The sequence below is a fragment of the Nocardioides sp. NPDC054178 genome, assembly GCF_055585005.1.
In genome coordinates this window covers 811,885-837,841 of record NZ_JBVJKY010000001.1, presented here as the reverse complement: position 1 = coordinate 837,841, position 25,957 = coordinate 811,885, and the positions used below count along the sequence as shown (strand labels likewise).

At 69.2% G+C, this 25,957-nt stretch carries 24 protein-coding genes; 3 read left to right on the top strand and 21 right to left on the bottom strand.

What is annotated here, in order from left to right:
• Positions 1-36: 36 nt before the first annotated feature.
• From ACZ6WN_RS04080 to ACZ6WN_RS04045, 8 genes are all read right to left on the bottom strand, one after another.
• On the bottom strand, positions 37-1,455 hold the full coding sequence (locus ACZ6WN_RS04080) for an MmgE/PrpD family protein (protein WP_465862855.1): 1,419 nt from the start codon (positions 1,453-1,455) through the stop codon (positions 37-39).
• 70 nt (positions 1,456-1,525) lie between these two features.
• Positions 1,526-2,269 carry an SDR family NAD(P)-dependent oxidoreductase gene (locus tag ACZ6WN_RS04075; protein ID WP_465862854.1) on the bottom strand — a complete coding sequence of 248 codons (744 nt, stop codon included), beginning with the start codon at positions 2,267-2,269 and terminating at the stop codon, positions 1,526-1,528.
• 5 nt (positions 2,270-2,274) lie between these two features.
• The gene (locus ACZ6WN_RS04070) at positions 2,275-3,219 is read right to left on the bottom strand and encodes an electron transfer flavoprotein subunit alpha/FixB family protein (protein WP_465862853.1); all 945 of its coding nucleotides are present in this window, start codon (positions 3,217-3,219) and stop codon (positions 2,275-2,277) included.
• An 11-nt stretch (positions 3,220-3,230) separates the two neighbouring features.
• The gene (locus ACZ6WN_RS04065; RefSeq protein ID WP_465862852.1) at positions 3,231-3,998 is read right to left on the bottom strand and encodes an electron transfer flavoprotein subunit beta/FixA family protein; all 768 of its coding nucleotides are present in this window, start codon (positions 3,996-3,998) and stop codon (positions 3,231-3,233) included.
• Between the two features lie 63 nt (positions 3,999-4,061).
• Complete coding sequence (locus ACZ6WN_RS04060) at positions 4,062-4,946, bottom strand: HpcH/HpaI aldolase/citrate lyase family protein (RefSeq protein ID WP_465862851.1); 885 nt, start codon at positions 4,944-4,946, stop codon at positions 4,062-4,064.
• Positions 4,947-4,977: 31 nt separating this feature from the next.
• Positions 4,978-6,141 (bottom strand): acyl-CoA dehydrogenase family protein, encoded by a 1,164-nt coding sequence (locus ACZ6WN_RS04055; protein WP_465862850.1) that lies wholly within the window; start codon positions 6,139-6,141, stop codon positions 4,978-4,980.
• Positions 6,141-8,099, bottom strand: coding sequence for an AMP-binding protein (locus ACZ6WN_RS04050; protein ID WP_465862849.1), 1,959 nt, complete (start codon positions 8,097-8,099; stop codon positions 6,141-6,143). Before ACZ6WN_RS04050 ends, ACZ6WN_RS04055 begins: the two co-directional genes overlap by 1 nt.
• 13 nt (positions 8,100-8,112) lie before the next feature.
• Complete coding sequence (locus ACZ6WN_RS04045) at positions 8,113-8,577, bottom strand: MaoC family dehydratase (RefSeq protein ID WP_465862848.1); 465 nt, start codon at positions 8,575-8,577, stop codon at positions 8,113-8,115.
• Between the two features lie 195 nt (positions 8,578-8,772).
• On the opposite strand from ACZ6WN_RS04045, the gene ACZ6WN_RS04040 reads away from it, so the two are divergent.
• Positions 8,773-9,444, top strand: coding sequence for a GntR family transcriptional regulator (locus tag ACZ6WN_RS04040; RefSeq protein WP_465862847.1), 672 nt, complete (start codon positions 8,773-8,775; stop codon positions 9,442-9,444).
• Between the two features lie 6 nt (positions 9,445-9,450).
• Here ACZ6WN_RS04040 and ACZ6WN_RS04035 read toward each other — a convergent pair whose 3' ends face one another.
• The 7 genes from ACZ6WN_RS04035 to ACZ6WN_RS04005 form a co-directional block, all read right to left on the bottom strand.
• Positions 9,451-10,671: an acetyl-CoA hydrolase/transferase family protein gene (locus ACZ6WN_RS04035; RefSeq protein ID WP_465862845.1), complete on the bottom strand. Its 1,221-nt coding sequence runs from the start codon at positions 10,669-10,671 to the stop codon at positions 9,451-9,453.
• Positions 10,672-10,704: 33 nt separating this feature from the next.
• Positions 10,705-11,820: a CaiB/BaiF CoA transferase family protein gene (locus tag ACZ6WN_RS04030; RefSeq protein WP_465862843.1), complete on the bottom strand. Its 1,116-nt coding sequence runs from the start codon at positions 11,818-11,820 to the stop codon at positions 10,705-10,707.
• A 67-nt stretch (positions 11,821-11,887) separates the two neighbouring features.
• Positions 11,888-12,619, bottom strand: a complete 732-nt coding sequence (locus ACZ6WN_RS04025) for a GntR family transcriptional regulator (RefSeq protein ID WP_465862841.1) — start codon at positions 12,617-12,619, stop codon at positions 11,888-11,890.
• Entirely contained in the window at positions 12,619-13,902 is a 1,284-nt protein-coding gene (locus ACZ6WN_RS04020; protein ID WP_465862840.1) for an MFS transporter, read from the bottom strand. The genes ACZ6WN_RS04025 and ACZ6WN_RS04020 overlap by 1 nt, the downstream gene beginning before the upstream one ends.
• Before the next feature lie 14 nt (positions 13,903-13,916).
• Positions 13,917-14,957: an extracellular solute-binding protein gene (locus ACZ6WN_RS04015; protein WP_465862839.1), complete on the bottom strand. Its 1,041-nt coding sequence runs from the start codon at positions 14,955-14,957 to the stop codon at positions 13,917-13,919.
• Between the two features lie 35 nt (positions 14,958-14,992).
• Positions 14,993-16,153 carry an ABC transporter ATP-binding protein gene (locus ACZ6WN_RS04010; RefSeq protein ID WP_465862838.1) on the bottom strand — a complete coding sequence of 387 codons (1,161 nt, stop codon included), beginning with the start codon at positions 16,151-16,153 and terminating at the stop codon, positions 14,993-14,995.
• A complete protein-coding gene (locus ACZ6WN_RS04005; RefSeq protein ID WP_465862836.1) occupies positions 16,150-17,862 on the bottom strand; it encodes an ABC transporter permease in 1,713 nt (570 codons plus the stop codon). Before ACZ6WN_RS04005 ends, ACZ6WN_RS04010 begins: the two co-directional genes overlap by 4 nt.
• Positions 17,863-18,059: 197 nt before the next feature.
• Here ACZ6WN_RS04005 and ACZ6WN_RS04000 point away from each other — a divergent pair, with 197 nt between their 5' ends.
• Both ACZ6WN_RS04000 and ACZ6WN_RS03995 read left to right on the top strand, forming a co-directional pair.
• The gene (locus ACZ6WN_RS04000) at positions 18,060-19,235 is read left to right on the top strand and encodes a CaiB/BaiF CoA transferase family protein (RefSeq protein ID WP_465862834.1); all 1,176 of its coding nucleotides are present in this window, start codon (positions 18,060-18,062) and stop codon (positions 19,233-19,235) included.
• Positions 19,236-19,256: 21 nt separating this feature from the next.
• Complete coding sequence (locus ACZ6WN_RS03995) at positions 19,257-20,141, top strand: helix-turn-helix domain-containing protein (protein WP_465862833.1); 885 nt, start codon at positions 19,257-19,259, stop codon at positions 20,139-20,141.
• An 88-nt stretch (positions 20,142-20,229) separates the two neighbouring features.
• On the opposite strand, the gene ACZ6WN_RS03990 is transcribed toward ACZ6WN_RS03995, so the two are convergent.
• The 6 genes from ACZ6WN_RS03990 to ACZ6WN_RS03965 all read right to left on the bottom strand — a co-directional run bounded on the left by ACZ6WN_RS03990 (position 20,230) and on the right by ACZ6WN_RS03965 (position 25,928).
• On the bottom strand, positions 20,230-21,300 hold the full coding sequence (locus tag ACZ6WN_RS03990) for a zinc-dependent alcohol dehydrogenase family protein (protein WP_465862832.1): 1,071 nt from the start codon (positions 21,298-21,300) through the stop codon (positions 20,230-20,232).
• Complete coding sequence (locus tag ACZ6WN_RS03985; RefSeq protein WP_465862831.1) at positions 21,300-21,842, bottom strand: cupin domain-containing protein; 543 nt, start codon at positions 21,840-21,842, stop codon at positions 21,300-21,302. The genes ACZ6WN_RS03990 and ACZ6WN_RS03985 overlap by 1 nt, the downstream gene beginning before the upstream one ends.
• Positions 21,843-21,876: 34 nt before the next feature.
• A complete protein-coding gene (locus tag ACZ6WN_RS03980; RefSeq protein ID WP_465863512.1) occupies positions 21,877-23,313 on the bottom strand; it encodes an aldehyde dehydrogenase in 1,437 nt (478 codons plus the stop codon).
• Between the two features lie 180 nt (positions 23,314-23,493).
• The gene (locus ACZ6WN_RS03975) at positions 23,494-23,862 is read right to left on the bottom strand and encodes a DUF2255 family protein (protein ID WP_465862830.1); all 369 of its coding nucleotides are present in this window, start codon (positions 23,860-23,862) and stop codon (positions 23,494-23,496) included.
• Between the two features lie 165 nt (positions 23,863-24,027).
• Positions 24,028-24,819 carry an SDR family NAD(P)-dependent oxidoreductase gene (locus ACZ6WN_RS03970; RefSeq protein WP_465862829.1) on the bottom strand — a complete coding sequence of 264 codons (792 nt, stop codon included), beginning with the start codon at positions 24,817-24,819 and terminating at the stop codon, positions 24,028-24,030.
• A complete protein-coding gene (locus ACZ6WN_RS03965) occupies positions 24,816-25,928 on the bottom strand; it encodes a CaiB/BaiF CoA transferase family protein (protein ID WP_465862828.1) in 1,113 nt (370 codons plus the stop codon). The genes ACZ6WN_RS03970 and ACZ6WN_RS03965 overlap by 4 nt, the downstream gene beginning before the upstream one ends.
• Positions 25,929-25,957 lie beyond the last annotated feature (29 nt).

Genomic DNA, 25,957 nt, shown 5'->3' with positions numbered 1-25,957 from the left:
ACAGTCGGGGCGGGCGCCTCATCGCGTCCCGAGACGTCAGTGCGTGCCGAGATCCGACGGCATCAGGGGCATCAGCAGGGCAGCAACGACGTCATCGACCTCGTCCAGCGCGAGGACGTCGCTGATCATGGTCGCAACGGTCTCCTCGTCCAGGGGAAGCGCCGAGAAGGGGACGCACCTGCGGAACTTCGCCACGAAGTCGTCCCGGCTGAAGGGGTTCTTCGGATGCCCCTTGACGTAGACGTGATCGGTGCCGATGACGCGGCCGTCACGGAGCGTCGTCACCAGGCGCGCACCCCAGTCCGATACGGAAGGGTCCTCGGTCGCCACGATCCGCGCCATGAGCTCACGTACGTCACCGCGCTCTCGTGCCTCCTCCGAGTAGGACTGCACGAAGACGGTGCCGTCGAAGGCAGCGGTCGCGATCGCGTACGGAAGGCTGAACTGGCACTCCGGGACGGTCTGCGGGTCCCATTTCCTCTCGACGGGCTCGCACACCGCGCGCCAGCCGGGAGTGGACACCGCGACGTCGATCCGCTCGATGTCGCCGGGACCGAACCCGTGGTCGGCCATCTGGGCGATGATGCCGTCGATGGACGAGTGCGAGAAGTAGCAGGCGCTATAGCCCTTGGTGGTGATCTGGGTCGTCTCCCAGCGCTCGCCGAGTCCCCGGGTCAGCGCCTCGGGATCGGTGTCCCAGCGGGCGGTGCTGAGGAATCCGCTCGCCCCGAGGAGGACTTCCTGGCGCGGTCCGGTGATGCCGCGCTCGGCCAGGAGGCAGGCGAGGATCGCGGACTGACAGACCAGCCCGTGGTGCACCCTCACCATCAGCGTCGCCGGCGCGTAGATCGCCATCGTGTGAGGCTGAGTCATCGTGCGGGCGATCCCCTGAGCGTTCTCCATCTGCTCCTGCGAGAAGCCGAGGAGCTTCCCGACCGCCGCGACCGCACCGAAGATGTAGTGGCCACCGCAGTCGTTGTGCTTGATCGCGGAGCTGATCACCCGATACGCCGACCCGACGCGTACGAGGACCTCCTGCCCGACCACCCAGGCGGTCAGGAAGTCCTTGCCGGTGACGTCGGCACGCAGGCCGGTCGCCGCCAACAGGCTGGCGAGGATGTACTCGCTGATGTGGCCGGCCTCCTCATGGAGGTCGCCGCAGTCCATCGCGCGCGGCATCGGACCGATCGCGAGCGCCGCTTCCTGGGCCGGTACGCGGCCGCCGTAGAAGGGCAGCAGCGACTGCTCGGCGCCACCCTTCTCCTTGACGAGCTCGGCGATCGCCGGGATGCCCTCCATCCCCGAACCGCCGATCATCACCGCCATCGCGTCGAGGAGCGTCAGCCTCGCATGCTCGAGCACGTCCTCGGGAAGGTCTTCGTAGCGCGTCTGCACCGCCATGCGGCACAGCGTGCTCATCGGATCCTCGGAACCCTCGATCTCGTAGGTGGTCATCGCCTTCTCCAGCTTCCAGTCAGATGGGTACACGTCATCACGACATCGCCCCGGAAGCGAGGGTCGCGATTCACAGGATCAGGTCACCGCCGTTGATGTCGACGGTGGCACCGGTGATGTAGTCGGAGCGGTGCGACAGCAGGAACAGGACGAGCTCCGCGATGTCGCCCGGCGTTCCGACGCGCCGCAACGGAGTCGTCTCTCGGGCGGCATCGAGCCGGGAGCCGTCGACCGCCCCGGTCAGCATGGGCGTCTCGACCAGGCCGGGCGCGATGGCGTTGACATGGACGTTGTCCGGGGCGACCTCCAGCGCCACCTGCCGGGTGAGCCCAAGCAGGGCGGCCTTCGACGCGGAGTAGTGGGCGCCCGCGAAGTTGGCGAGCGTCCGCCCCGCCCGGGAGGACACGTTGACGATCTTGCCCAGCCGCCGTTGCTTCATGCCGGGGAGCACCTCGCGCATCCAGTGGAACGCCCCGTTCAGGTTCACTCCCATCATCCGCGCCCACTCGTCGTCGCCGATGGACTCCATGGGCCGTGTCGTGCTCACCACGCCGGCGGCGTTCACCAGGAGGTCGATGCGCCCGGCGTCGTCGAGGACGGCCCGAGCGGCCTGACGTACGGCGGCGGGGTCGGAGATGTCGCACGACAGCAACGTGATCCCTCGGGCGACGTCGTCGTCTGCATCGGGAACGTGCAGATCCACTCCGAACACCCGGGCACCCTGGCTCGCGAGCCGCGCCGCGATCTCCGACCCCATGCCGCCGGCGGCACCGGTGACGACGGCGACCCGGCCGTCGAACTCGTCCGTCGTCACCGGGCTCAGCTCCTGCTCGCCGCCACCGCGGCGGTGACGGCGGGGAGGACGGTGTGCAGATCGCCCACCACACCGAAGTCGACGAGCTCGAAGATCGGTGCCTCCTCGTCGGAGTTCACGGCCACGATCGTCTTCGACGTCTGCATCCCGGCACGGTGCTGGATCGCACCCGAGATGCCGTTGGCGACGTACAGCTGCGGGGAGACGACCTTGCCGGTCTGGCCGACCTGGAAGGTGTGCGGCTTCCACCCGGAGTCGACCGCGGCACGGGAGGCACCGACGGCGGCGCCGAGCGCATCGGCCAGGCCCTCGACGGCAGCGAAGTCACCGCCGGTGCCACGGCCACCGGAGACCACGATCGCGGCCTCGGTGAGCTCGGGACGACCCGTCGACTGACGCGGCTGCGAGGCGACGATGGTGGCCGCCTTCGCGGCGGCCGAGATCGTCACCGGGACGTCCACGACGGTGCCGGCGCCGGCGACCTCCTCGGGTGCGGCGGCGTTGGGCTTGACCGCGATGATCGGGGTGCCCTTGGTGACCTTCGCACGGACGGTGTAGCCACCGGCGAAGACCGACTGCGTCGTGGTGCCGTCGGCATCGACGTCGACGGCGTCGGTGATGACGCCCGACTCCAGCTTGATCGCGAGACGGGCCGCGATCTCCTTCCCCTCCGCGGAGGAGGAGATCAGGACGGCGCCCGGGGCAGCGGTCGCAGCGACCTGCTGGAGAACCTCGGCCCGGGGCGCGACGAGGTAGCCCTTCACCTCGGCGTCGGAGACGACATAGATCTTCTCGGCACCGAACCTCGCCAGCTCGGCGACCGGCGCGGCTCCCGAGCCGATGAACACCGCCGACGGCTCACCGAGGCGACGAGCGATCGCCAGGAGCTCGTTGGTGGTCTTGCGTACGTTGCCGTCGACGTGGTCGACGAGCACCAGAATCTCAGCCATGCTCGAACTCCTCAGATGAACTTCTTCGAGGCGAGGAAGCCGGCCAGCGCGGTAGCGCCGGAGCCGTCCTCGTCCTTCACGACCTCGCCGGCGGTACGCGGCGGGCGGGCGGCGATGGCCTCGACCGCGGTCCACGCCGCCTCGAGACCGACCTGACCGGCATCGACACCGAGATCGCCGAGCGAGAGCTTCTCCAGCGGCTTCTTCTTCGCCGCCATGATGCCCTTGAAGGACGGGTAGCGCGGCTCGCCGCTCTGGTCGGTCACCGAGAGGACGACCGGCAGGGTCGCGCCGATGATCTCGGTGGCGACGTCGCCGTCACGCTTGGCCCGGATCTGGTCGCCCTGGACCTCCGCGACGGAGGCGAAGGTGACCTGCGGCAGGCCGAGCCGCTCGGCAAGTGCCGCGGGAACCAGCGAGGTGCCCGCGTCGGTCGATGCCATGCCGGTGATGACGATGTCGGGCGTGCCGATCTTCTTGACCGCCTCGGCCAGGATCAGCGAGGTCGCGATCGCGTCCGAGCCGGCGATCGCCTCGTCGACGACCTGGACGCCCTTGTCGGCCCCCATCTGGAGGGCCTTGCGCACGGCGTCGACCGCGCCCTCCGGACCGATGCAGAGAGCCGTCACCTCCGAGCCCTCGTTCTTCTCGGCCAGCTGGAGCGCCTGCTCCACGGCGTACTCGTCGAGCTCCGAGAGGAGCCCGTCGACGCCGACGCGGTCGACGGTGTCGTCACTCTCGAACCTGCGGTCCGCGGTCGCGTCCGGTACGTGTTTCACACAGACAACGATGTTCATTCAGTTCCTCGATCTTTCAGGATGAGCGGCACGAGCCGCCCGGGGTCAGGCCAGCGAGTCCGCGAGCTCGATCAGGCCCTCGGCGGTCTTCGCGTGGGCCAGGTCGATGTGCTGCCCCTCGAAGGTGACCGCCGAGTGACCGGCGGCCTCGGCGTCGCGGTAGGCCTGGATCAGGCGGCGAGCCTCCTCCACGACCTCCTCGGACGGCGTGAACACCTCGTTGGCGATCGCCACGTGCGAGGGGTGGATGGCGACCAGGCCGCGGTAGCCGAGCTTGCGCTGGTCCTCCGTGAACGTGCGGCAGCCATCCAGGTCGTGGATGTCCTGCCACACGCCGGAGACGGCGTGGTGGATGCCGTTGGAGCGCGCTGCCAGCAGGATCCTGCTGCGGAGGTAGAGCGACTCCAGACCCGCGAGGCTGAACTCGAAGCCGAGCTCGCGCCCGACGTCCGCGTTCGGACCGGTGGCGCCGAGGAGGCTGCCGATGCGCGGGGAGGCCGCGGCGATCTCCTCGCAGTGCGCCATCGACCAGGCGGTCTCGTAGCTGATGATCAGCTCCACCGTCCCGGCCTCGATGCTCTCGCGGGCCTCGATGTGCGAGACGACGGCATCGATCCCGACGACCTCGTTCGCGTCGAGGACCTTGGGCAGGAACAGACCGGCGAGACCCGGCACGGTGACCGCCTCGAGGTCGGCACCCTGGAGGCCCGAGTCGGCGCTGTTGGGCCGCACCCAGACGTCGGCACGGGCGCCGGCCTCACCAAGGCGGGTGATCGTGTCTCGGACGAGACCCCTGGCGGCCTCCTTGTCCTGCGGCGGGACCGAGTCCTCGAGGTCGAGGATGATCGCGTCAGCGCCGGAGGCGACGCCCTTCTCGGCCCAGGTCGGCTTGTGGCCGGGCACGAAGAGCATGGAGCGGTACGGCTTCATGGCTGTTCCTACTTTCGTCGTACGCCGCGGCTCAGTACGAGCGCGGCAGCTTGAGGGCCTGCGCGGAGATGTAGTTGAGGACCATCTCCTGCGAGAACGGGGCGTTGCGGAGCAGTCGGACCTCACGCCACAGTCGCTCGATGTGGTACTCCTTCGCGTAGGCGTAGCCACCGTGGGTGGACATCGCCCGGTCGCACGCCTCGAATCCGGACTCGGCGCCGAGGAACTTCGCGGCCGCCGCCTCCTTGCCACAGTCCTTGTACTCGTCGAAGAGCCTGGCGGCGTTCATCGCGACCTGCTGCGCGGCCTCGAGCCGGATCCAGGAGTCGGCCAGCGGGTGCGCGACGGCCTGGTTCTTGCCGATCGGGCGGTCGAAGACGACGCGCTCGTTGGCGTACTTGCTGGCCAGCTCGAGCGCCGCCTGGCCGAGGCCGACGCCCTCGAGGCCCACCACGATCCGCTCCGGGTTCAGCCCGTCGATCAGGTACTTGAAGCCCTTGCCGACCTCACCGATGACCTCGTCGTCACGGACGAACAGGTCGTCGATGAAGAGCTCGTTGGTGTCGATCGCCGCGCGGCCGAGCTTGTCGATCTCGCGAACGGTGATCTTCTCGCGGTCCAGGTCGGTGAAGAACAGGGTGATGCCGTCCAGCGGCCGCGCCTCGTCGCGCGGGGACGTTCGGGCGACGATCAGGATCTTGTGCGCGTTCTTGGCGTTGGTGATGAAGACCTTCTTGCCGTTGATCACGTAGCCGCCGTCGACCTTGTCGGCGCGGGTCTTGATCCGCGAGGTGTCGACGCCCGCGTCGGGCTCGGTGATCGCGAACGCCATCAGGATCTCGCCGGCGGCGAGCTTCGGGAGGAACTCCTTCTTCATCTCCTCCGAGCCGTAGCGGATGATCGGCGCGGGCGGGAAGACGTAGAAGTGGATCGCCGAGCCACCGCTCATGCCGGCGCCGGACGCGGAGATCTCCTGCATCATGGCGCCGCACTCCTGCAGGCCGAGGCCCAGGCCGCCGTACTCCTCCGGGATCAGCGCACCGAGCCAGCCGCCGTCGGCGAAGGCCTTGACGAACTCCCAGGGGTACTCGTGGTCCTTGTCCTTCTGACGCCAGTAGTCGTAGTCGAACTTGCGGGCCAGCTCGCGGGTCGCGGTCCGGACGATGTCGACGTTGCTCTCTTCGGTCTCGCTCATCACTTGTCTCCTGATTCGTGCACGGGGATGTTCTCGAGGGGGGTCGCCGGGTCCAGGGACGACATGTCCCCCACCGGCGTACCCAGGTGCCGGGCACGGATGGCGCGGCGCATGATCTTTCCGTTCTTGGTCTTCGGCAGCGTCTCGACGACGTGGACCGTGGGCGCGAACGCCCGGCCGACGTTGGCCTCCGCCGTGGCGACGAGGTCGCCCCGGTCCGCTCCCGCTGCGGCCTCGACCACGAAGGCCACCACGCGCTGCCCTCGCTGCTGGTCGGGTACGCCGATGACGGCCGCCTCCACGATGCGCGGGTCGACGAGCAGAGCGGCCTCGATCTCGGCGGGTCCGACCCGGCGGCCGGAAACCTTGATCGTGTCGTCGGAGCGGCCGTGGATCCGCCAGGTGCCGTTCTTGTCGACGCTGGCCAGGTCACCATGGATCCACACGTCGTCGAACTGGGACCAGTAGGTCTCGACGTACCGCTCGGTGTCCTGCCAGAAGGCGTGCGTCATGCCCGGGAAGGTGTTGAGCACGGACAGCTCGCCCACCTCGCCGACCACCGGCTTGCCGTCCTGGTCGAGGACGGCCAGGTCGATGCCGGGCAGCGGCGCGTTGAAGGACGCGGGGGCCATCGGCAGGAACGGATAGCTGGTCAGCAGACCGCCACCGACCTCGGTGCCGCCGCTGTAGTTCATGATCGGGCGCTTTCCCTGGCCGACCTCGGAGAAGAGCCACCACCAGGTGGGCTCGTCCCAGGCCTCGCCGGTCGAGGCGAAGGCACGCAGCGAGGAGAGGTCGCCGAAGTCCGTGACGCCCGAGGCGAGGACCGCGCGGATGGCGGTCGGCGCGACGCCCTGGAACGTGATGCGGTTGCGCTCGATGATCTCGAACATGCGCCGGGTCGTGGGGTGGACCGGAACGCCCTCGATCAGCACGATCGTGGCGCCGAGCTGCAGTCCGCCCATGATCATCAGCGGGCCGACGAGCCAGCCCATGTCGCTGATCCAGCCGATCGTGTCGTCCTCCTGGACGTCGAACCCGTAGCCGAAGTCGACCGCGGCCTTGACCGCCAGCCCGGCGTGGGAGTGGACGATGCCCTTGGGGCGACCGGTGGTGCCGGAGGTGTAGACGATGCACAGCGGGGCATTCGCGTCGACGCTCACGGTCTCGACCGGCGCCGGACTCGGGTCCAGGTCGTCGTAGTAGACGTCGCGTCCCGGAGCCATGTGGACGTCGGAGCCGGTGTGGCGTACGACGACGACGTGCTGGAGCGGCGACGTGCCACCGAGCGAGGCGATCGCCTCGTCGGCCGTGGCCTTGAGCGGTACGTCCTTGCCGCGCCGTGTCGTCGAGTCCGAGGTGATCAGCGCGACCGCCTCGGAGTCCGCGATCCGCGTCGCGAGCGCGTCCGGGCCGTAGCCGGTGAAGGCCGGCACGGTGATCGCACCGATCATCGCGCAGGCCAGGAACGCGACCGTGGCCTCCGGGACGACCGGCACGAAGAGCACGACGCGGTCCCCCTCGCGTACGCCCATACCAGCCAGGTTCGCGGCGAACCGCCGCACCTCGAGGTCGAGTTCCGCGTAGGTCAGCGACCGGCGCTGGCCGCTGTCGCCTTCGTAGACGACCGCTTCCTTCTCGGCGAGCGGGCCCACCGCATGACGGTGGGAGCACAGCGTCGCGGCGTTCAGCCGGCCACCGGCGAACCAGCGTGGGAACGCCTTGCCGGCCGTCTCGTCGAGGACGCGCTCGAACGGCACGTCGAAGGTGACATCGAGGTCGTCGACGACGCCGCGCCAGAATCCCTCGGTGTCCTCGACCGAGGCACGCTGCATCTCGGTCAGGCCGGCGTACCCCCAACGCTCGATCGCGCGGAGCAGCCGACTGCGGTCCCGGACCTCGTCGGTCGGGGTCCACGCCGGGTCGGGGGCGACTCCGAAGAGCTCGATTCCATCCATGGCCGGGCCGTCCTCAGGCCGACTCGGCGACCGGACGGGTCATCATCAGGCCGGTGCGGTAGACGTCGGCGACGAGCTCGCCGCGCTGGTTGAGACCCTTGTGGCGGAAGAAGACGATGCCCGAGTCGCTGCGGCTCTTCGAGAGCCGCTTGTCGACGATCTCGGTCTCCACGTGGATCGTGTCGCCATGGAAGACGGGCTTGGGGAACTTGATGTCGGTGAAGCCCAGGTTGCCCAGCGTCGTGCCCTGAGTGGTCTCCGGGACCGTGATGCCGCAGATCAGGCCGAGGATGAAGAGGCTGTTGACCAGGCGCTGGCCGTGGATGCTCTGCGCGGAGTACTCCGCGTCGAGGTGCAGCGGCGCCAGGTTCAGCGTCATGGTGCTGAAGAGGACGTTGTCGGTCTCGGTGACGGTGCGACGGTTGACGTGCTCGATCACCATTCCGGGCTCGAACTCTTCGAAGTACAGGCCGGCCATGTTTCCTCCAGGAATCGCGGGCATTTCAACTCATGTTGTGGATAATATATTATCGACGAAGCGTAATCCGCAAGAGGTGCTCGGCAAACGATCACCTTCGAACCGCCCTCCATTACCTCCAGCGCCGGGCCGCGCGGTATATCATCGGAAAAATCCTTTGGAGCGTTCGAGAGGGACTGATCCGAGTTGGCGACAGTGGCAAACAGGTCTCGGGGGCTTCCCGACGAGGTCGCGACGTACGTGCGCGAGCTGATCCTCTCGGGGCAGGTGCGCCCCGGAGACTTTCTCCGTCTCGAGCCGATCGCCGAGGCGGTCGGGGTCAGCAACACCCCGGTGCGCGAGGGCCTCCTGGCACTGAGCAACGAGGGCTTCGTCCGGCTCGTCCCCCGCCGTGGCTTCATGGTGGAGAGCTTCACCGCCGAGGACGTCACCGACATCTTCTGGGCGCAGGCCAAGCTCGCCGGCGAGCTCGCCGCGCGGGCCGCCAAGCGGATCTCACCCGAGGAGATCGACGACCTCGAGCAGGTCAACAAGGAGTACGCCGCAGCGGTCGACGCCGGCAATCGCGAGCGCGTCGGCGAGCTCGGGCATTCCTTCCACCGCAAGCTCAACCAGGCGGCCCACTCCCAGCGCCTCGCGCTGATCCTGAGCTCGATCGTCCAGCACCTGCCGAACCGCTTCTACGCCGAGATCGAAGGGCACGTCGAGGCGACCCGCGACGATCACGACAAGATCATCGCGGCGCTCCGCAAGCGCGACGGCCGCACCGCTCGGAAGCTCACCGAGGAGCACCTCCTCGAGAGCACCAGCCACCTGGTCGACCTGCTCAAGAGCCGCGGGCTGTGGGACGAGGAGAAGACCGCCTGACCCGGGTCAGAGGCCCGCGGCCGCCGCGAGCGCGTCGCGGTGCTGAGGAGCGGCCACGGCGATCAGCCGGACAGTCCGCTCGTGGAGCGAGGAGGCTCGCAGGTCGGCGATCCCCCACTCGGTGACGACCAGGTCGACATCGCTCTTGAGCGAGGTGACCGGGCCGCTCAGCGCGGTCACGATCCGGCTGTCCCCGTTGGGGTGCGTGGAGGCGAGCGCGACGATCGCCAGGCCGTCGCGGCTGGCGCGCGCCCCCCGGAAGAAGTCCACCTGCCCACCGACGGCGCCGACGTAGCGGCCCCCGACGACCTCGGCATTGATCTCACCGGTCAGATCCACCTCGATGGCGGAGTTCACCGCGGCATAGAGCGCGCAGTTGCGCATCTCGGCGGGATCGACGATGTCCTGGGTCGGGGCGAACCAGACCTGTTCGTTCCTGTCGACGAAGTCGTAGAGCCGGCGTGTGCCGAGCACCATGCCGGTGACGGTGGTGTTCGGGCCCGGCGCCATCGCACCGGCCTCGTAGAGATCGACGAGCCAGTCCCCGACGAGCCCGGAACGTACGGTCAGGTTCTGGCGGTCGTGGAGCCGGAGGGCGACCTCGTCGGCGAGCGCGCTCGCGCCGAGCTGCACCGTGGCCCCGGACGGGATCAGGCCCGCCACATGTCGGGCAACCTCCTTCTCGACGTCGTTCGCCGGCCGGGCCGGCGAGTCGGCGAGCTCGGCCGTGGACAGGATCTCGGCGGCCACCAGCGACTCGTGGAGACGACGGGCCGAGCGAGTGCGCGGCATGTTCGGGTTGACCTCGACCAGCACCGTGCGAGCGTGCTCGGCGGCGATCACCCCGTAGTCGACGGTGGCGCCGAGGTTGTAGAAGCCGTCCTCGTCCTTGGGCGCGACCTGCAGGAGCACCACGTCGACCGGCAGGCGCCCGCTGGTGATGTACGGCTCGACCGAGCTCAGGTGCCACGGCAGCACGTCCAGCTTGCCGATCTTGCCGAGCCGGCGCAGCGCACCGTGCGCGGCGTACGCACGCACGCTGAGCCCATGCTCCCCGACGGCGTTCCACTCGTCGCTGAGCGTGTAGCCGCAGAAGGCAGTGATGCCCTCGAGCTTCTCGGCGGCGGTGATCAGGTCGCGCACCAGGCGAGGTGGTTCCGCCGTCGCCTGACCGATCAGGACGGTGTCGCCCTCCTCGAGGTGGTCCAGGATGTCGAAGTCGCTCACGGGTTCTCCAGATGCTGTGTGGTCGGTTGGGGGTCAGCTCGCCCAAGCGCTACGCAGCGCGGCGAGGTCGTCGTGGCGGGGACCGGCGGGGGCGCCCGAGCGCCCCGGGGTCAGGCTCAGCCGAGGCGCCGCCGCGGGATGGAGCACGCCGTGGCGCTCGGCGAAGAGCCCACGCTCGGCGTTGTGCGGGTGCGCGGTCGCCTCGTCGAAGGTCAGGACCGGAGTGACGCACGCGTCGGTGCCTTCGTAGACGTCCGCCCACTCGTCACGGGTCCGGGCCGCGATCGTGTCGGCGATGAGACGGCGCAGCTCTGGCCAGTGCTCCCGGTCGTCCTGGTCCGGCCAGCGCGAGGTGTCCACGTCCAGGCCGGCAAGGAACTCGCGGTAGAAGTCGGGCTCCAGCGCCCCGACAGCCAGGAAGCGGTCGTCCTTGCACCGATACACCTCGTAGAACGGCGCTCCCGAGTCGATGTAGTTGGTGCCGGCGACGTCGCTGAACAGCCCGGCGGCACGGAGTCCGTGCAGGCGAGCCGTCAACAGGGCAACACCGTCCAGCATCGCCGCGTCGACGACCTGACCCCGACCGGTGCGGCGCGCCTCGTGCAGCGCAGCGAGCACACCGAACGCCGCACCGGTGCCGCCGGCCGCGTAGTCACCGAGCAGATTGATCGGCGGTCGAGGCGCCTCACCCTCCCGCGCCATCGCATGCAGCGCTCCGGACTGGGCGACGTAGTTGATGTCGTGGCCGGCCGAGCGCGCGAGCGGACCGGTCTGACCCCAGCCGGTCAGCCGCGCGTAGACGAGGGCGGGGTTGCGCGCGAGCAGCACCTCGGGACCGAGGCCGAGCCGCTCGACGACTCCCGGGCGATACCCCTCGACGAAGATGTCCGCCTCCGCGACCAGCGTGATCAGGTCTTCCACCTGGGCCGCGTCCTTGAGGTCGACCGGAACCCTGCTGATGCCTCGGTTGACGACGTCGTGCTCCTCCCGCAGCCCCTCGGTCTGGCCGAGAGCCCGCTGCCGACGCGTCGGGGGGCGTACGACCGTCACGACCTTTGCATCCATGTCGCCGAGCAGCATCGACAGGAAGGGCACCGGCCCCATGCCGGCAAGGACCACGACGCGCACGTCGCTGAGGGGTCCAGTCATACCTCACCTCTTCATCCGGGGCGGGCGGCATCGACGAGTTGCGACACCACCTGATTCAGATCGTACGTTATATATTATGTTTTGCGCTAGTGGTTCGAGCGTCACCCCAGAAGTTGCGAGCCTCGAGGTACGCGACCGCGCGATCGGCAGCGCCCACGAAGTGCCGCTCGATCTCCTGCCGCGCGCGGGAGCCGTCTCGAGCCTCCAGCGCGTCGATCATGCGGCGATGGTCGTCGTGGGCACGGTCGGACCACTCCGAGTGCGACTCGTAGAACGTCCCCGGGATGGCGTGCTGGAGCACTCCCAGGACCGAGAGCAGCCGGCGGGACCGAGCCGCTCGGTTGATCCGGCGGTGGAGCTCGAAGTTGAGCCGCTCCTCCTCCCGCGCCGAGACGCCCGACTCCATCAGGTCCGCGATGGCCCGCAGCCCGGCAAGGTCCTCGTCGCTCAGGTTCGCCGCGGCACGCTCGGCCGCGAGCCCCGAGACCACACCGAGGAGCCGGTAGTGGTCGTGGACGTCCTCCCTGCTCAGCCTCGCGACGAAGGCTCCCCGCCGGGCGACGTTCTCGATGATCCCCTCGTCGTGCAGGGTGATCAGGGCCTCCCGCACCGGGACCCTGCTGATCCCGAGATCGCGAGCCAGCCGCTCCTGGTCGATCTTCGACCCGGGCGGCAGCTCGCCCGCGAAGATCCGCCGACGGATCTCGTCCGCCGCCGTGTCCTTGAGCGAGGGGAGGTAGCGACCCCAGCGCACCCTGACGAGTCCGTCCAACTGCGCCACCCGATCCGAGTCATCCATCATGTGCTCCTTGCATCCGAGTTCGCTTTCTCCGAGGAGGGACCGATGCGGGACGGCCGGCACACCCAGGCCGAGACCGCGACGACGATCGCCACGAAGACGAGGGCGGCGACGACCGAGACCAGGTCTGCGAGCGCGCCGTTGAGGAGGGCGGCCAACGGCCGGGACCCGACGAAGCCGATCAGCCACAGCCCCATGACCCGGCCCCTGAACTCGTCGGGGACCGCGAGCTGAAGCAGTGTCGTGCACGCGGTCATCGCCAGCGACATGCCCACCCCGCCCAGGCCGAAGGCCACGACCGACGAACCGAGCCCGATCGGCAGCGCCAGCGCCGCGTTGGCGACGGCGAGGATCGTCAGCCCCCAGAAGGCGAGCCGCGGCAGGCCGAAGCGACGGCCGGCCGGCCCCATGGCGAGGACGGCGACGGCGGCACCGAACCCGAAGGCGGCGCTGTACGTCCCGACGGTCGCCTCCCCCATGCCGTTCACGTGGGCGATGGCCGGTGCCAGCGTGATCGACGGGTCCGCACCGAAAGCGGTCGCGGTGACACCGAGGATGAGGAGGGCGAGACGCGGGCGATCCCGCACGAGGGCGAGCGCCGCGCGCATCGACCGGTTCTCGTCGGTGCGTACCTCTTTTGGCCGGGGCCCGGACGGGCGGATCCCGAGGAGCACGACGAGGAAGACCAGGTTGGCGCCGGCAGCCGCCAGGAAGGCAGGTCCCGGACCGATCCCGGCGAGCATCACCGCACCCACCGCGGGTCCGACCGTACGTCCGATCAGCATCGGCATCGAGTCGAGCCGGACCGCCGTGGCCAGCTCGGAAGGAGCCACCAGCGACGGCACCAGGGCCATCATGGCCGGGCCGCCGAGGACGAGGCCGAGACCCATGAGGACCGAGGTCACCAGGATGACGGCGACCGTGCCGGGCCGGTCGAGACCACCGAGGCACCACACGCCGAGTCCGGCCGAGGCGGCCAGACTCAGGCCACGGCCCAGGATCACCTGGGTGACCCGGTCGGCGCGATCGGCGACGGCGCCGCTCCACCCGGCGAGGACGATCTGCGGACCGAACTGGGCCAGGCTGACCAGGCCGACGAACGTGACCGACCCGGTGACCTGGTAGGCGACGACGGCACTGACGAGGTTGTGTCCCCACAGCCCCATCAGCGACAGGACCTTGCCCGCGAAGTACGGCCCGAACCGCGGGTCGAGCAGCAGGCGCGCGGCGGAGCGCCCCGAGGCACGCTCCCCCATCACCTCTGCGCCGCAGACCTCGTCCATCGCCGCCGTCGCCGTCAGTTGAAGGTCTGGTCGAACTTCGTCTTCCACTCGGCGAGGACCTCCGGGGTGTACTTCTCCGAGTCGAAGATCTGCAGGCCGTCGGTCGACATCGCCCCGTCGATGCCCTCGAGGGCGCTCGCTCCCAGACCGTCGCTGTTGTAGGCAGTCTGGCCGGCCTTGGAGAGCACGAAGTCGGCGTACAGGCACGCGGCGTACGGACGGTGGGCGTTCTTCAGCACGCCCGTGGCGAACGCGATGCCGTAGCCGGGGTCCGGCACGACGGACTCGATCGGGGCGCCCGACTTCTTCAACTCGTCCACGATCACCGGGACGGAGAGGTTGGTGACACCGATCTCGCCCGAGGCGACAGCCTGCACCATCGGCACGGCCGAGGGGTAGAACTTCGGCTTCTGCGCTGCGAGCTTCGGGAGATAGTCGGCGCCGAGGTTCTGCTCCGCGAAGTCCAGGTAGCCGACGTACGCGGCGGTCATGTCGGAGCGCGTGCCGAGCTGGCCCTTGACCGACGGATCGAGGAGGTCCTCCCAGGTCTTGAAACCGTCGGGGAACTTCTCGGTGTTCCACACGATCATGCCGAACGGCGCCAGGCTGCTCAGGGCGGCCTTCGAGTCGACCTCCCAGAATTCGTCGGGCCACGCCTGGGCCGAGGGGCCGTCGAGCGTCATGACGTCCTTCTCGTTGGACTTGAACCAGGAGGGGTCGCTGAAGGTGAACACGTCGGCGCCGTCCGAGCCGGACTTCGCCTCGGCGCCGATGCGCTCGGGCAGCTCGCCGGCGCCGCGCACGACGTTCACCTTGATGTCGGGGTACTTCTCGTTGAAGGCCTCGACCAAGCGGTTCTCCTGAGGCTCCGGCACCGTCGTGTACACGACGAGACCGCCCTCCGCCTTCGCCTTCTCCACGTCGGGCTCTGCTGGGCAGGCACTCAGCTCGGCTCCGCCGCCACCGCCCGACGACCCACATGCCGGAAGTGTCGCGATCGTCAGGCCCAGCACGGCCAGTGCGGCCATCCGCCGCCAACCTCGGATGCTGCTCATGGTGTTCTCTCCTGTTTATCTCGGGGAATGGGCGGTCAGTCGACGATCGAGCCGTCGGGGCGGTAGCAGAGCGTCGCGTCCTGGACGAACCCCAGGTCGACGCGGTCGCCCACGTCGTACTGGCGGTCGCGCACGGGCAGGTCGACGAAAACTCGCTGGTCGCCGACGCCGATCACGTACTCGCGGAGGTCGACCCCGGGAAGCACCTCGAGCACGGTCCCGCCGTCGAGCCAGGCGACGTCGGGCTCGATCTCCGCGGCGCCCGCGGGGCGCAGGTGCAGGCGGGAGGGACGGACCCGCAGCGAGTACTCCCCCTGTGGATAGCGGCCGGTCAACCCGGGAACCGGGCGGCCCGCGACGCGGGTTCCGGCGGCGTCGACGACGACCGGGAAGCGGTTCCGGGCGCCGAGGAAGTCCGCGACCGTCTCCGTCACCGGACGGCGGTAGACGTCGCGCGGTGGCCCGATCTGCTCGACGCGGCCCTGGTTCATGACCGCGACGCGGCTGCCCAGCGCGAGCGCCTCTTCCTGGTCGTGGGTCACATGGACGGCGGTGAACCCGATCTCTCGGTGGAGCAGCCTGAGCTGCGCCCGGAGCTCGATCCGGAGCAGGGCGTCCAGGTTGCTGAGCGGCTCGTCGAGGAGCAGCAGAGCCGGCCGGGCAGCAAGGGCCCGTGCCAGCGAAACCCGCTGCTGCTGGCCACCGCTGAGCTCGGGCGGGTACCGATCGGCGAGGTGGCCGCACTGGACAGTGTCGAGCACCTCTGCGACCCGTCCGGCCTGCAGCGCGGTCCGCATCTTCCGTGCCTTCAAGGGGTACGCGACGTTGTCGGCGATCTTCATGTGCGGCCAGAGCGCATAGTTCTGGAACACCATGCCGACGTTGCGCCGGTTGGGCGGGAGGAAGATCCCCCGGGAGGCGTCGACGACCGTCTCGCCACCCAGCTCGACGGTCCCCTCCGTCGGGCGCTCGAGGCCTACCAGGGAACGCAGGAGCGTCGTCTTGCCACAGCCGCTCGGGCCGAGGAGGACCAGGAGCTCACCCTGCCGGACCTCGAGGTCGACGTCCTTCAGGACGTGGACGCTCTGACGGTTGCGCTGGAAGGTCTTGTGGAGACCAGAGACCCGGACCGCCACCTCTGCGGCGTGCTTGGTCATGACGTCAGGACTCTTCTCGGTCACGGAAGTGTTGCTCACAGTCGCTCCATTGCTTTCGTGCCGCCGAAGACGAGGGCGGCGATGACACCGGCTCCCGTGATCACCGTCATGACGATGGCGGTCACCCCGACCTGCGGGTAGGAGCCGGTACTGAACTGGTCGTAGAGGAGGACGGACATGACCGTGCTGTCCGGGGACCGGAGCAGGAGGGACACGCCGAACTCATGGATGAGCAGGACGAACATCACCGCGCCCGACGCGGCCATGCCACCGCGGGCGAGCGGCAGGACGATCCGACCGAAGGTGCGCAGCACGCCGGCACCGCTGACCCGAGAGGCCTCGGTCGTCTGCTGGCCGAGCGCGATCAGCGTCGCGAGCTGGTAGCGGACCGCGTAGGGCAGCATGATCGTGACGTACGCGATGATCAGCGAGGTCCGGGTTCCGTAGAGCCCGACCGCCGGGGCGGAGAAGGCGAACAGGAACCCGAAGCCGACCAGCGCACCCGGCACCGCCAGCGGCAATGCGGCGAAGACGTCGACGACCACGGCGACCGGGCGCCAGATCCGGTCCTTGTTGGTGAGGGCGAGGGCCACCAGGAGCCCGAGCGGCATGACCGCGAGGACGCCGATCACCGTCACGGTCAGACTGGTCGTGATCGCCTCACGGAGCGCCGGACCGGCGAGCGCCTCGCGGTAGTGCTCGAAGGTGAGGCTGTCGAGGCTGATGTCACCGCTCCAGTACGTCGAGAGCGAGACGTACCCGAGGGCGAGCATCGGCAGGATCGCCGAGACGGTCACGAACGCGACCACGAAACCGGTCGCCAGGATGCTGACGGGCCGGCTGACGTGCGCCCGCTCCATGCTCATGGCGCCACGGCCGACGAAGCGCTTCTGGTCGCCGACGGCACGGCGCTGCAGGAAGATCAGGAAGAAGGCCGCGACCAGCAGCGGTGTGCCGAGGGACGCGGCGAGCGCGTAGTTAACCGGGAAGTCGTTGGTGAGGACGAACATCCTGGTGGTCAGGACGTCCAGTCCCTCGCGCCGCCCGAGGATCAGCGGCCCGGTGAACTGGCCGAGCGCCAGCAGCAGGCTCACCATGCCGGCGTACACGAAGGTGGGGCGCAGCATCGGCAGCGTGACGGTGACGAGGACACGGAAGCTGCCCGCACCGTTGACGCGGGCCGCCTGCGCATAGTCAGCCCCCAGCGCCTTCAGCCCACTGAAGACGAAGAGATAGACGAAGGCCGACAGATGGACACCGGTGTAGATCACGATCCACAACGGCGTGTAGACGTTCACCGGCCCGGCGCCGTCGTCGCCGACCAGCGGAAGCTGGCGCAGCAGGATGTTCGCGTAGCCGTTCTCCGGAGAGAACAGGAACACGAAGCCGACGACGTGCGCGACCGACGGGATGATCATCGGCAGCACCGGGGTGAACGACAAGAAGGCCTGCAGCCGCGGCGACATCGTGTAGACGCACAGCGCGAGCATCGTGCCGATAACCATGCCGACGGCCATGGCACCGACCCCGAGGAGCACGGTGTTGCGCGCGACCGCGCCGAGACCCGGCATGTCGAGCAGCTGCCGCAGGCCTGCCCCGCCGTCGGCGAAGGCCTTGGCCTGCAGCGGCACGAGCGGGATGAGGGCGAGCACCACCACCAGGGCGGTCAGGCCGATCCAGGGAAGCTGGCCGACAAGTTGTCGACGTCTTCTCCCCTGGCCGGTCCGGGCAACAGACAGCGTGGTCATCATGGTCCTCCGAAGTGCGTACGTGAGTCGCGTCACATCGAGACCAGAATGACGTACAATATATTATCGGTCAAGGATTTCATATGAAACTTTGCCGGAGCAGCATCCCCATTTGAGACGCTTGCCACATCCTTGGATTTTATATAATGTTTGCTCGGACGGTGATCCCCACCACATTCCCAGACGAGGTGTGAACGATGCAGCACAAGCCACTCACCGGCATCCGGGTACTCGAGTTCGGCGGGTACATCTCCGGCCCCTACGCGACCTCTCTCCTGTGTGCCCTCGGCGCCGAGGTCGTGAAGGTGGAGAAGCCCCACGGCGGCGACGACTTCCGCCGTCACGCGAACGACAAGAGCCTCTACTTCATCCAGTACAACGCCGGCAAGCGCAGCATCGCCGTCGACCTGAAGGACCCCGAGGGCATCGCGCTCGTGAAGGACCTCATCCCCCACTTCGACGTCGTCCTGGAGAACATGCGGCCCGGAAAGCTGGCCGCGCTCGGACTCGGCCCCGATGACTGCCGCACCCTCCGAGCCGACATCGTCTACACCTCGGTGAGCGGCTTCGGAGAAGGCGGCCCGCTGGCGAAGCGGCCGGCGTACGACACGATCGGCCAGGCCTTCGGCGGTGCGTACTCGCTGCTCGGCGACGCGGGGCATCCTCAGCTGTCGGGCATCATCGTGGCCGACCTGATCACCGGCATCTCGACGGCCGCCGGCATCCTGGCGGCGCTCGTCGGGCGGGCGACCACCGGTGAGGGACAGCACGTCCAGACCTCGATCATGGAGGCGATGAGCACGCTCACCGTCGACGCCTTCACCCAGTACTTCGAGAACGGCCACCAGAACCCCAGCCGCGAGAGCCGCCACCCCCAGGCCCAGAACTTCTGCCTCCTGACCAAGACCGGGGACTCAGTCGCCGTCCACCTCTCCTCGTCGCAGAAGTTCTGGCAGGGGCTCGTCGCGTCGATCGACCGCCCCGAGCTCCTCGACGACCCGCGCTTCACGACCTACAACGACCGTGTCGCGCACTACTTCGAGCTGGTCAAGATCGTCGAGCCCGTCTTCGCCGAGCGCACCCTCGAGGAGTGGGAGACGATCCTCGACCGCAACGACGTCCCGTTCGCGCCGGTCCTGACGATGGGGAGCTTCTCGCAGCACCCGCAGACGCAGTGGCTCGAGCTCATCGAGCCCGAGCGCAACGGCGTCTCCCTCGTACGTCCCCCCTGGCGCTTCGGAGGCGAGCGACCCGATCGTGGCACCAACGCCCCGCGCGTCGGCGCGGACAGCCGCGCGGTCGCGACCGAGTTCCTGGGCGCTGAGCGCGTCGAGGAACTGCTCGACACCGGTGTCCTCTTCCAGGACTCCTGAGCCCGCCCTAGGCTGACAGGCATGGACGTCAGCAAGGACATCAAGGCCTTCCTGATGACCAGGCGCGCCAAGATCACGCCGGAGCAGGCGGGCCTTCCGACCGGCGGCCGGCGACGCGTACCAGGCCTGCGTCGCGACGAGGTGGCCCTGCTGGCGGGGGTCAGCCCGGAGTACTACATCCAGATCGAGCGCGGTCATGTTGCCGGCGTCTCGGACGAGGTGCTGCAGGCGATCGCCGACGCGCTCCGGCTCGACGAGGCGGAGGTCGCGCACCTCGTCGACCTCGTCCGCGCCGAGGCCCGCCGGCAACCGCGGTCGCGTCCCCGCCGCCCGGCGAGCCGCCAGGTGCCGGAGGGCGTCCAAATCCTCCTCGACTCGATGACCGGCTCGCCCGCGGTGGTCCTGAACTCCCTGCTCGACGTGATCGCCACCAACGACCTCGGCCGAGCTCTCTACGGCTCGGTCTTCGCCCGAGCCACGACCCAGCCGCCCAACGTCGCCCGGTTCGTCTTTCTCGACGACCGAGCCGAGGAGACGTTCCCGAACTGGGACCACGTCGCCGACGACGTCGTCGCGCTCCTCCGGCTCGAGGCCGGCCGCTCGCCGCACTCACGTGCGCTGACGGACCTGATCGACGAGCTCACCATCTGCAGCGACAGCTTCCGCACGCGCTGGAGCACCCACGACGTCCGGTTCCACAGCCGCGGTCTCAAGGTCTTCCGTCATCCGATGGCCGGCGAGCTCGCGCTCCGCTACGAGGCGCTCGCGGTCGCCGGCGTCCCCGACGCCACGCTGGTCGCGTTCACCGCCGACCCCGGCTCCCCGACCGCGGAGGCGCTCCAGCTGCTCGCGAGCTGGACGTCGCCGCCCCGGCCAGCCACGACGCCGCCCGGACGAGCGCGCTGACGCACTGCCCGCGACGGGCGGTGTCGACGTACGCAGGACCGGGGGCGGCCGACGGGCGGCCGCCCCCGGTCCGGGGCGAGGTGACGGGTCAGAACTCCAGGACGGCCTTGCCCCGGGTCTGCTTGTCGAACTCGACGTAGGCCTTGGCCGCGTCGTCGATCGCCCAGCGGTCGGTGAAGAGCGCGTCGACGTCGATGCCGTGCGTCGCGACGAACCGGGCGCACTCCCCCATGCCCACGCTCGAGAACGTGTAGGACCCGAGCACGGAGATCTGCTTGAGGACGAGGTCCGGCGAGACGTCGAGGGTCAGGTCACCACCGAGGCCGACCATGACCACCCGACCCCAGGCACCGAGGCACCGCGTCGCCGCAACCCGGGCGACAGGGGCCCCCGAGCTCTCGATCGAGACCGTCGCGCCGCGTCCGCCGGTGAGCTCGCGGATCACCTCGACGGGATCGGACTCGGCCGAGTTGACCACGTGGTGCGCCCCCATCTTGGTCGCCATCTCCAGACGGTCGGCCGCGATGTCGACCGCGATGACGGTGGCGCCCAGGGCGACCGCGAACTGGATCGCCGACTGCCCGATCGGGCCCAACCCGAAGATCGCGACGGTGTCGCGGCCGGTGACGTCACCGCGCCGGAGCGCACCGAACGCCGTGCCGGTGCCGCACGCGATGGCGGCGCCGGCCGAGAAGCTGACCTCTTCGGGCAGGTGCACGAGCGAGCTCGCAGGGGCCAGCATGTACTCCGCGTGACCGCCGTGGGCGGTGGCGCCGTAGATCGTCGCACCGCTGGTGCACATCTGCGTCCAGCCCGTCCGACAGGGGTCGCAGACCCCGCAGCCGTCGTAGTGGAACTGCATCACCCGGTCGCCGACCTTGAACGTCGACGGCGGGACGTCGGGCCCGACCGCAGCCACGACACCGCACGGCTCGTGGCCGGCGATGATCGCGGCGTCCTCGGCCATCCCACGGGAGGCGAAGTCCTTGAAGCCCAGCGCCTTCAGCGCCGCACCCGGCGGGTCACGGTAGAACTTGAGGTCGCTGCCACACAGCCCTGAGGCCTTGATCTGGAGCACGACCTGCCCCGGGCCGGGGGTCGGGTCGGGGAAGTCGCGGATCTCGAGGTTCCGGTCGCCGGTGAAGACCACGCCACGCATCAGCGCGAACCCTTCATCATGGTCGCGATCACCACGCAGGGCTCTTCCGTACGGTTGCTCCAGATGTGCTTCACGCCGCGGTTGACGATGGTGTCACCGGGCTTGAGCAGCGTCTCGGAGTCCTCCAGCACCGCATAGACCTCACCGGAGATGACGGTGACGACATCGACGGTGTCGGTCTCGTGCCAGGCACCGCCGTGACCCTCGGTCGAGTCGTCAACCCCGGCACCGGCGTCGTCGTGACCGAAGGCGTCAAGGGAGTCCGCGTACGCCGCCGGGTCGAACTCGGCGTCGGGCGGGAAGGACGCGATACGAACCACGAGGCCTGCGGCCGGCGGGTCGATGACGGGGTCCGTGCCGAGCGTGGAGTCGCTGAGCACCGGCGCGGGCAGACTGTCCGTCTGCCACAGCTCGCAGACCGTGAAGCCGGGGGTTGCGACCCGGACCGTCGAGTCAGCGTCGCTGACGATGACGGACTTGCCGTCCTCGTTGAGGCCCGAGACGACCAGACGTGCCTGGGTCTCCAGGTGTGCTCCTGCCATTGTCCTGCTCCTTAGTGATGGGTTGAAGTGAAAGTCAGAGCGCCGGGATGTAGCCGGCAGGCAGACCGATCGACTTGAGCTCGACGTACGCGTCGAAGCCCTCGTGGCCGGCCTCGCGGCCGATGCCGCTCGTCTTGAAGCCGCCGAACGGCGCGTGGAAGCCGGCCGGGCTGCCGTTGACCTCGACGGTGCCGGTCCGGATCCGGCGGGCGAGGCGTACGGCATGTTCAGGGTCGGCGCTGAAGATCGAACCGTTCAGTCCGTACGCCGAGTCGTTGGCGAGGGCGACGGCCTCGTCCTCGCCGTCGTAGGTGAGGACGGCGGCGACCGGGCCGAAGATCTCCTCCTGGGCGATCCTCATCGACGGGTCGACACCCGCGAAGACTGTCGGCTCCACGAAGTAGCCCTGGTCGAGGCCGGAGGGGCGACCGCCACCGGTGATCAGACGCGCACCCTGCTCCTTGCCGGAGGCGATGTAGCCCTCGACACGCTCGCGCTGCAGCTCGCTGACCAGCGGGCCGAGCTGGGTGGCCGGGTCACGCGGGTCGCCAATCGGCATGGTCGCCACCATCGAGGTGAAGGCGTCGAGGAACTCGGCCTCGCGCGAGCGCGGCACCAGGACGCGGGTCTTGAGGCTGCACACCTGCCCGGTGTTTCGGAAGGTGCCGATGCGCAGCGACTCCACGGTGGCGGCAAGGTCGGCATCGTCGAGCACGATCGCCGCGGACTTGCCGCCGAGCTCCAGCGTGATCCGCTTGAGGTCGTTGCCGCACAGCGAGGCGATCCGCCGGCCGGCGGCACTGGACCCGGTGAAGGTCACCTTGTCCACGTCCGGATGGCGTACGAGACTCTCGCTCGCCTCCCGGTCGGCGGGAACCACGTTGACCACCCCGGCCGGGACGCCGGCGGCCGCCACCAGCTCGGCGAGGCGATAGGCGTTGAGCGGAGTCTTCGGGTCCGGCTTGATGACGATCGTGCAGCCGCTGATGAGTGCGGGCGCGAGCTTCATGACAGCGATCTGCAGAGGCGCGTTCCACGGAACCACCGCGGCGACCACGCCGACGGGCTCGCGTACGACGAGCGCCCGGCCGGTCGCCGCCTCGCGCAGGCTGCGCCAGGGATAGTCGGCGGCCAGCTCGATGAACGCGTCGAGCGCCATCTTGGCGCCGACCGACTGGAAGCCGCGCGACAGCGAGATCGGGCAGCCCATCTCGTCGGTGACGATGCCGGCGATCTCCTCGGCGTTCTCGCCCATGAGGTCGCTGAGCCGACGCAGCACGGCGACACGCTCGTCCACCGTCAGGCGCGGCCAGGGGCCGTGGTCGTACGCCTCGCGCGCCGCCGCGACCGCACGGTCCATGTCCTGCGGGGTGCCGTCCGGAACGTGCGCGACGACCTCGCCCGAGTACGGGTTGGTCACTGTCAGAAGCGAGGCCGACGTCGAATCGACCCACTCACCCCCGATGAACACCTTGTCGAGGTTCTCGCCCACGATGATCCTTTCGCTGCGAGGTGAGACCTCGCGTTGCCATCAGTCCTGTGACTGCCGTCACGTTCGATACTATGAAATATATGATCGATGGCAATGCTTTAGGGGTGGGCTGTCAGTACCCCCTGAGGAGCCCCCTGAGCAGCTGGATCGAGCCGGCCGCTAGCTCGTCTTCGTGACCCGCACGGTCGAGGAGGCGGACGGCTCGGCGAGCATGGGTCGCAGCGAGCTCGGCTGGTTGCTGTACTTGGCGCTGTAGGCCTCGGCGACCCGGCCGTTCGTCACCTCGTCGACGGGCTCGAGATCGACATCCGCCTCGATCCCCGCCGCGGCGACACGGGCCTTGCCCTGGGTGGCATGCCGATACCACGCGCCGTCCGCGCCGTAAGCGGAGCGGATGTAAAGGGCATCGTCCACCCTGACCACCCAGATGGGCGTCCAGCGCCGGAGCGATCCATCGTTCCGGTAGCTGGTGATGCGGAGCTCCTGGGCTCCGCCGATACGTTCGACCTCGTCGCTGGTCCAGTTCATCAGTTCCCCCTAGGTGTACGTCGGCCACAGCCGGAACACCGGGAGTGGACCGCTCTCGTCACTGCATGAGGAAGCCGGACCTGGTCGGCCGCGCTCATATCGGCAGGCTACCCAGCAACCGCCGGCCCGAGCCAGGGGCCGGCGGTACCCCCGACAGAGCGCTCCTCACCATCCGCCGAAGGAGAGCCCTCCGTTGACGCTGACCGTCTGCCCGCTGACCTGAACGGCGTCGGCGGCCAGGAACGCGGCCACGTCAGCCACCTCACCGGCGCTCGGGGGACGGCCCTGCGGGAAGCGCTCGACGGCCTTGGCGAAGAGCTTCGACTGGAAGCTCTCGGTCGCGAAGATCGCGTCCCACGAAGGGGTGTCGGACGTGATGGTCATCGCGACGCTGTTCACCCGGATCCGATCCCGGGAGAGCTCTCGGGCCAAAGCCTTCGTCATCAGGATCACCGCGGCACCGACGGCGCCGATGACGGACTCCCCCGGTGTCACATGACGTCCGGCGTCGGTGGTCAGCATGACCACCGACCCACCCCGCCTCCGCAGCCCGGGCAGGGCCGCATGCACCGGCAGGATGCGCGGGTAGAGGCGGCCGTCGATCGCCGTACGCAACTCGTCCGCGGTCATCTCCGCGAACGGTGTCGGGCCGAGCTCGTGCGGCGTACCGGCGCTGACCAGGATGTCGATGCCACCGTCGTGACGAGCGGTGACACGATCGACCATCGCGGCGAGCTGGGCGGCGTCGCACGAGTCGGCGACCTCGAACGCGACGTCGTCGGAGATCTTGCGAAGCCGGTCCAGGGCCGGTTCGGCACGCTCGGCCGAGCGTCCGGTGATGACCACGCTCGCCCCACGTGCGGCGAGACGCTCGGCGATCTCGAGACCGACGCCGGCGGTGCCGCCCGTGACCACGGCGACCCTGCCCGACTGCGAGGCCGAACCGCCGGCGGTCATGACTGCTGCTCCCAGGAGGCGACGACCTCGTCGACGCCGATCGGGTCCTGCATCGGGGCGGGGACCCGGCCCGGGGTCTCGGAGAATCGCGGAGCGACGCCGGACTGCGGCACCCCGTCGACGACCACGATGTTCTCCCGCTCGCGGAGCTCCTTGTGCTCAGCGGCCTCGGTCCACGACAACACCGGGGTCACGCACGCGTCGAGCTGGTCGAAGACCGCCGTCCACTCGTCGCGGGTACGGGTCGAGAACGCCTTCTCGAAGGTGTCGGTCAGCACCGGGAAGCTCGCGGGCTCGCGCTGCGGCGGCAGGCTGTCGGGATCGATCTCGAGACCGGTGAGCAGGTCTGCGTAGAACTGCGGCTCGATCGAGCAGACCGCCATGAACTTGCCGTCGCTGCAGCGGTAGGTGCGGTACCAGGGCGAGCCGCCGTCGATGAAGTTCGACTCCCGCTTGTCGACCCACAGGTCCTGGTTGAGCCAGGACCACACCTTCTGGGACAGCAGGGTCACCCCGTCGACCATCGCCGCATCGACCACCTGGCCTCGGCCCGTACGACCGGCGCTCCAGATGCCGGCCAGCACACCGGAGAGCAGCAGCATCGACCCGCCGCCGTAGTCACCGATCAGGTTGAGCGGCGGTGGCGGGCACTCGTCCTCGCGTCCGAGGGCGTACAGGGCACCGGTGAGCGACATGTAGTTCATGTCGTGCCCGGCCTTGTCGGCCAGCGCCCCGGTCTGGCCCCACCCGGTCGCCCGGCCGTAGACCAGGCGCGGGTTGACCGCGAGCAGGTCGTCGGGCCCGATGCCCAGCCGCTCGGCGACCCCGGGCCGGTAGCCCTCCAGGATCACGTCGGCGTGCTCGACGAGCCGGAGCAGGATCGCCTTGCCCTCCTCGGTCTTCAGGTTGGCGTCGACCCGGCGTCGTCCTCGCAGCATGGGGTCGGTGGCGTCGGGCCGGCCGAGCTGGGTGCCGCTGGGCCGGTCGATGCGTACGACGTCCGCACCGAGGTCGGCGAGGATCATGGCGGCGTGGGGACCGGGCCCGACGGCGCCGAGCTCGATCACGCGGAGCCCGGCGAGCGGGCCGAACTTCTCTGGGGTGGTCATCGGTTCTGCTTCCTGTTCGGTCGGGATTC

Bases quoted from the DNA above. Each gene is read 5' to 3' on its own strand.
- ACZ6WN_RS04080 (WP_465862855.1), bottom strand. From the start codon at position 1,455: ATGACCACCTACGAGATCGAGGGTTCCGAGGATCCGATGAGCACGCTG.
- ACZ6WN_RS04070 (WP_465862853.1), bottom strand. From the start codon at position 3,219: ATGGCTGAGATTCTGGTGCTCGTCGACCACGTCGACGGCAACGTACGC.
- ACZ6WN_RS04060 (WP_465862851.1), bottom strand. From the start codon at position 4,946: ATGAAGCCGTACCGCTCCATGCTCTTCGTGCCCGGCCACAAGCCGACC.
- ACZ6WN_RS04055 (WP_465862850.1), bottom strand. From the start codon at position 6,141: ATGAGCGAGACCGAAGAGAGCAACGTCGACATCGTCCGGACCGCGACC.
- ACZ6WN_RS04050 (WP_465862849.1), bottom strand. From the start codon at position 8,099: ATGGATGGAATCGAGCTCTTCGGAGTCGCCCCCGACCCGGCGTGGACC.
- ACZ6WN_RS04045 (WP_465862848.1), bottom strand. From the start codon at position 8,577: ATGGCCGGCCTGTACTTCGAAGAGTTCGAGCCCGGAATGGTGATCGAG.
- ACZ6WN_RS04030 (WP_465862843.1), bottom strand. From the start codon at position 11,820: ATGACTGGACCCCTCAGCGACGTGCGCGTCGTGGTCCTTGCCGGCATG.
- ACZ6WN_RS04025 (WP_465862841.1), bottom strand. From the start codon at position 12,619: ATGGATGACTCGGATCGGGTGGCGCAGTTGGACGGACTCGTCAGGGTG.
- ACZ6WN_RS04020 (WP_465862840.1), bottom strand. From the start codon at position 13,902: ATGGACGAGGTCTGCGGCGCAGAGGTGATGGGGGAGCGTGCCTCGGGG.
- ACZ6WN_RS04015 (WP_465862839.1), bottom strand. From the start codon at position 14,957: ATGAGCAGCATCCGAGGTTGGCGGCGGATGGCCGCACTGGCCGTGCTG.
- ACZ6WN_RS04005 (WP_465862836.1), bottom strand. From the start codon at position 17,862: ATGACCACGCTGTCTGTTGCCCGGACCGGCCAGGGGAGAAGACGTCGA.
- ACZ6WN_RS04000 (WP_465862834.1), top strand. From the start codon at position 18,060: ATGCAGCACAAGCCACTCACCGGCATCCGGGTACTCGAGTTCGGCGGG.
- ACZ6WN_RS03995 (WP_465862833.1), top strand. From the start codon at position 19,257: ATGGACGTCAGCAAGGACATCAAGGCCTTCCTGATGACCAGGCGCGCC.
- ACZ6WN_RS03990 (WP_465862832.1), bottom strand. From the start codon at position 21,300: ATGCGTGGCGTGGTCTTCACCGGCGACCGGAACCTCGAGATCCGCGAC.
- ACZ6WN_RS03985 (WP_465862831.1), bottom strand. From the start codon at position 21,842: ATGGCAGGAGCACACCTGGAGACCCAGGCACGTCTGGTCGTCTCGGGC.
- ACZ6WN_RS03975 (WP_465862830.1), bottom strand. From the start codon at position 23,862: ATGAACTGGACCAGCGACGAGGTCGAACGTATCGGCGGAGCCCAGGAG.
- ACZ6WN_RS03970 (WP_465862829.1), bottom strand. From the start codon at position 24,819: ATGACCGCCGGCGGTTCGGCCTCGCAGTCGGGCAGGGTCGCCGTGGTC.
- ACZ6WN_RS03965 (WP_465862828.1), bottom strand. From the start codon at position 25,928: ATGACCACCCCAGAGAAGTTCGGCCCGCTCGCCGGGCTCCGCGTGATC.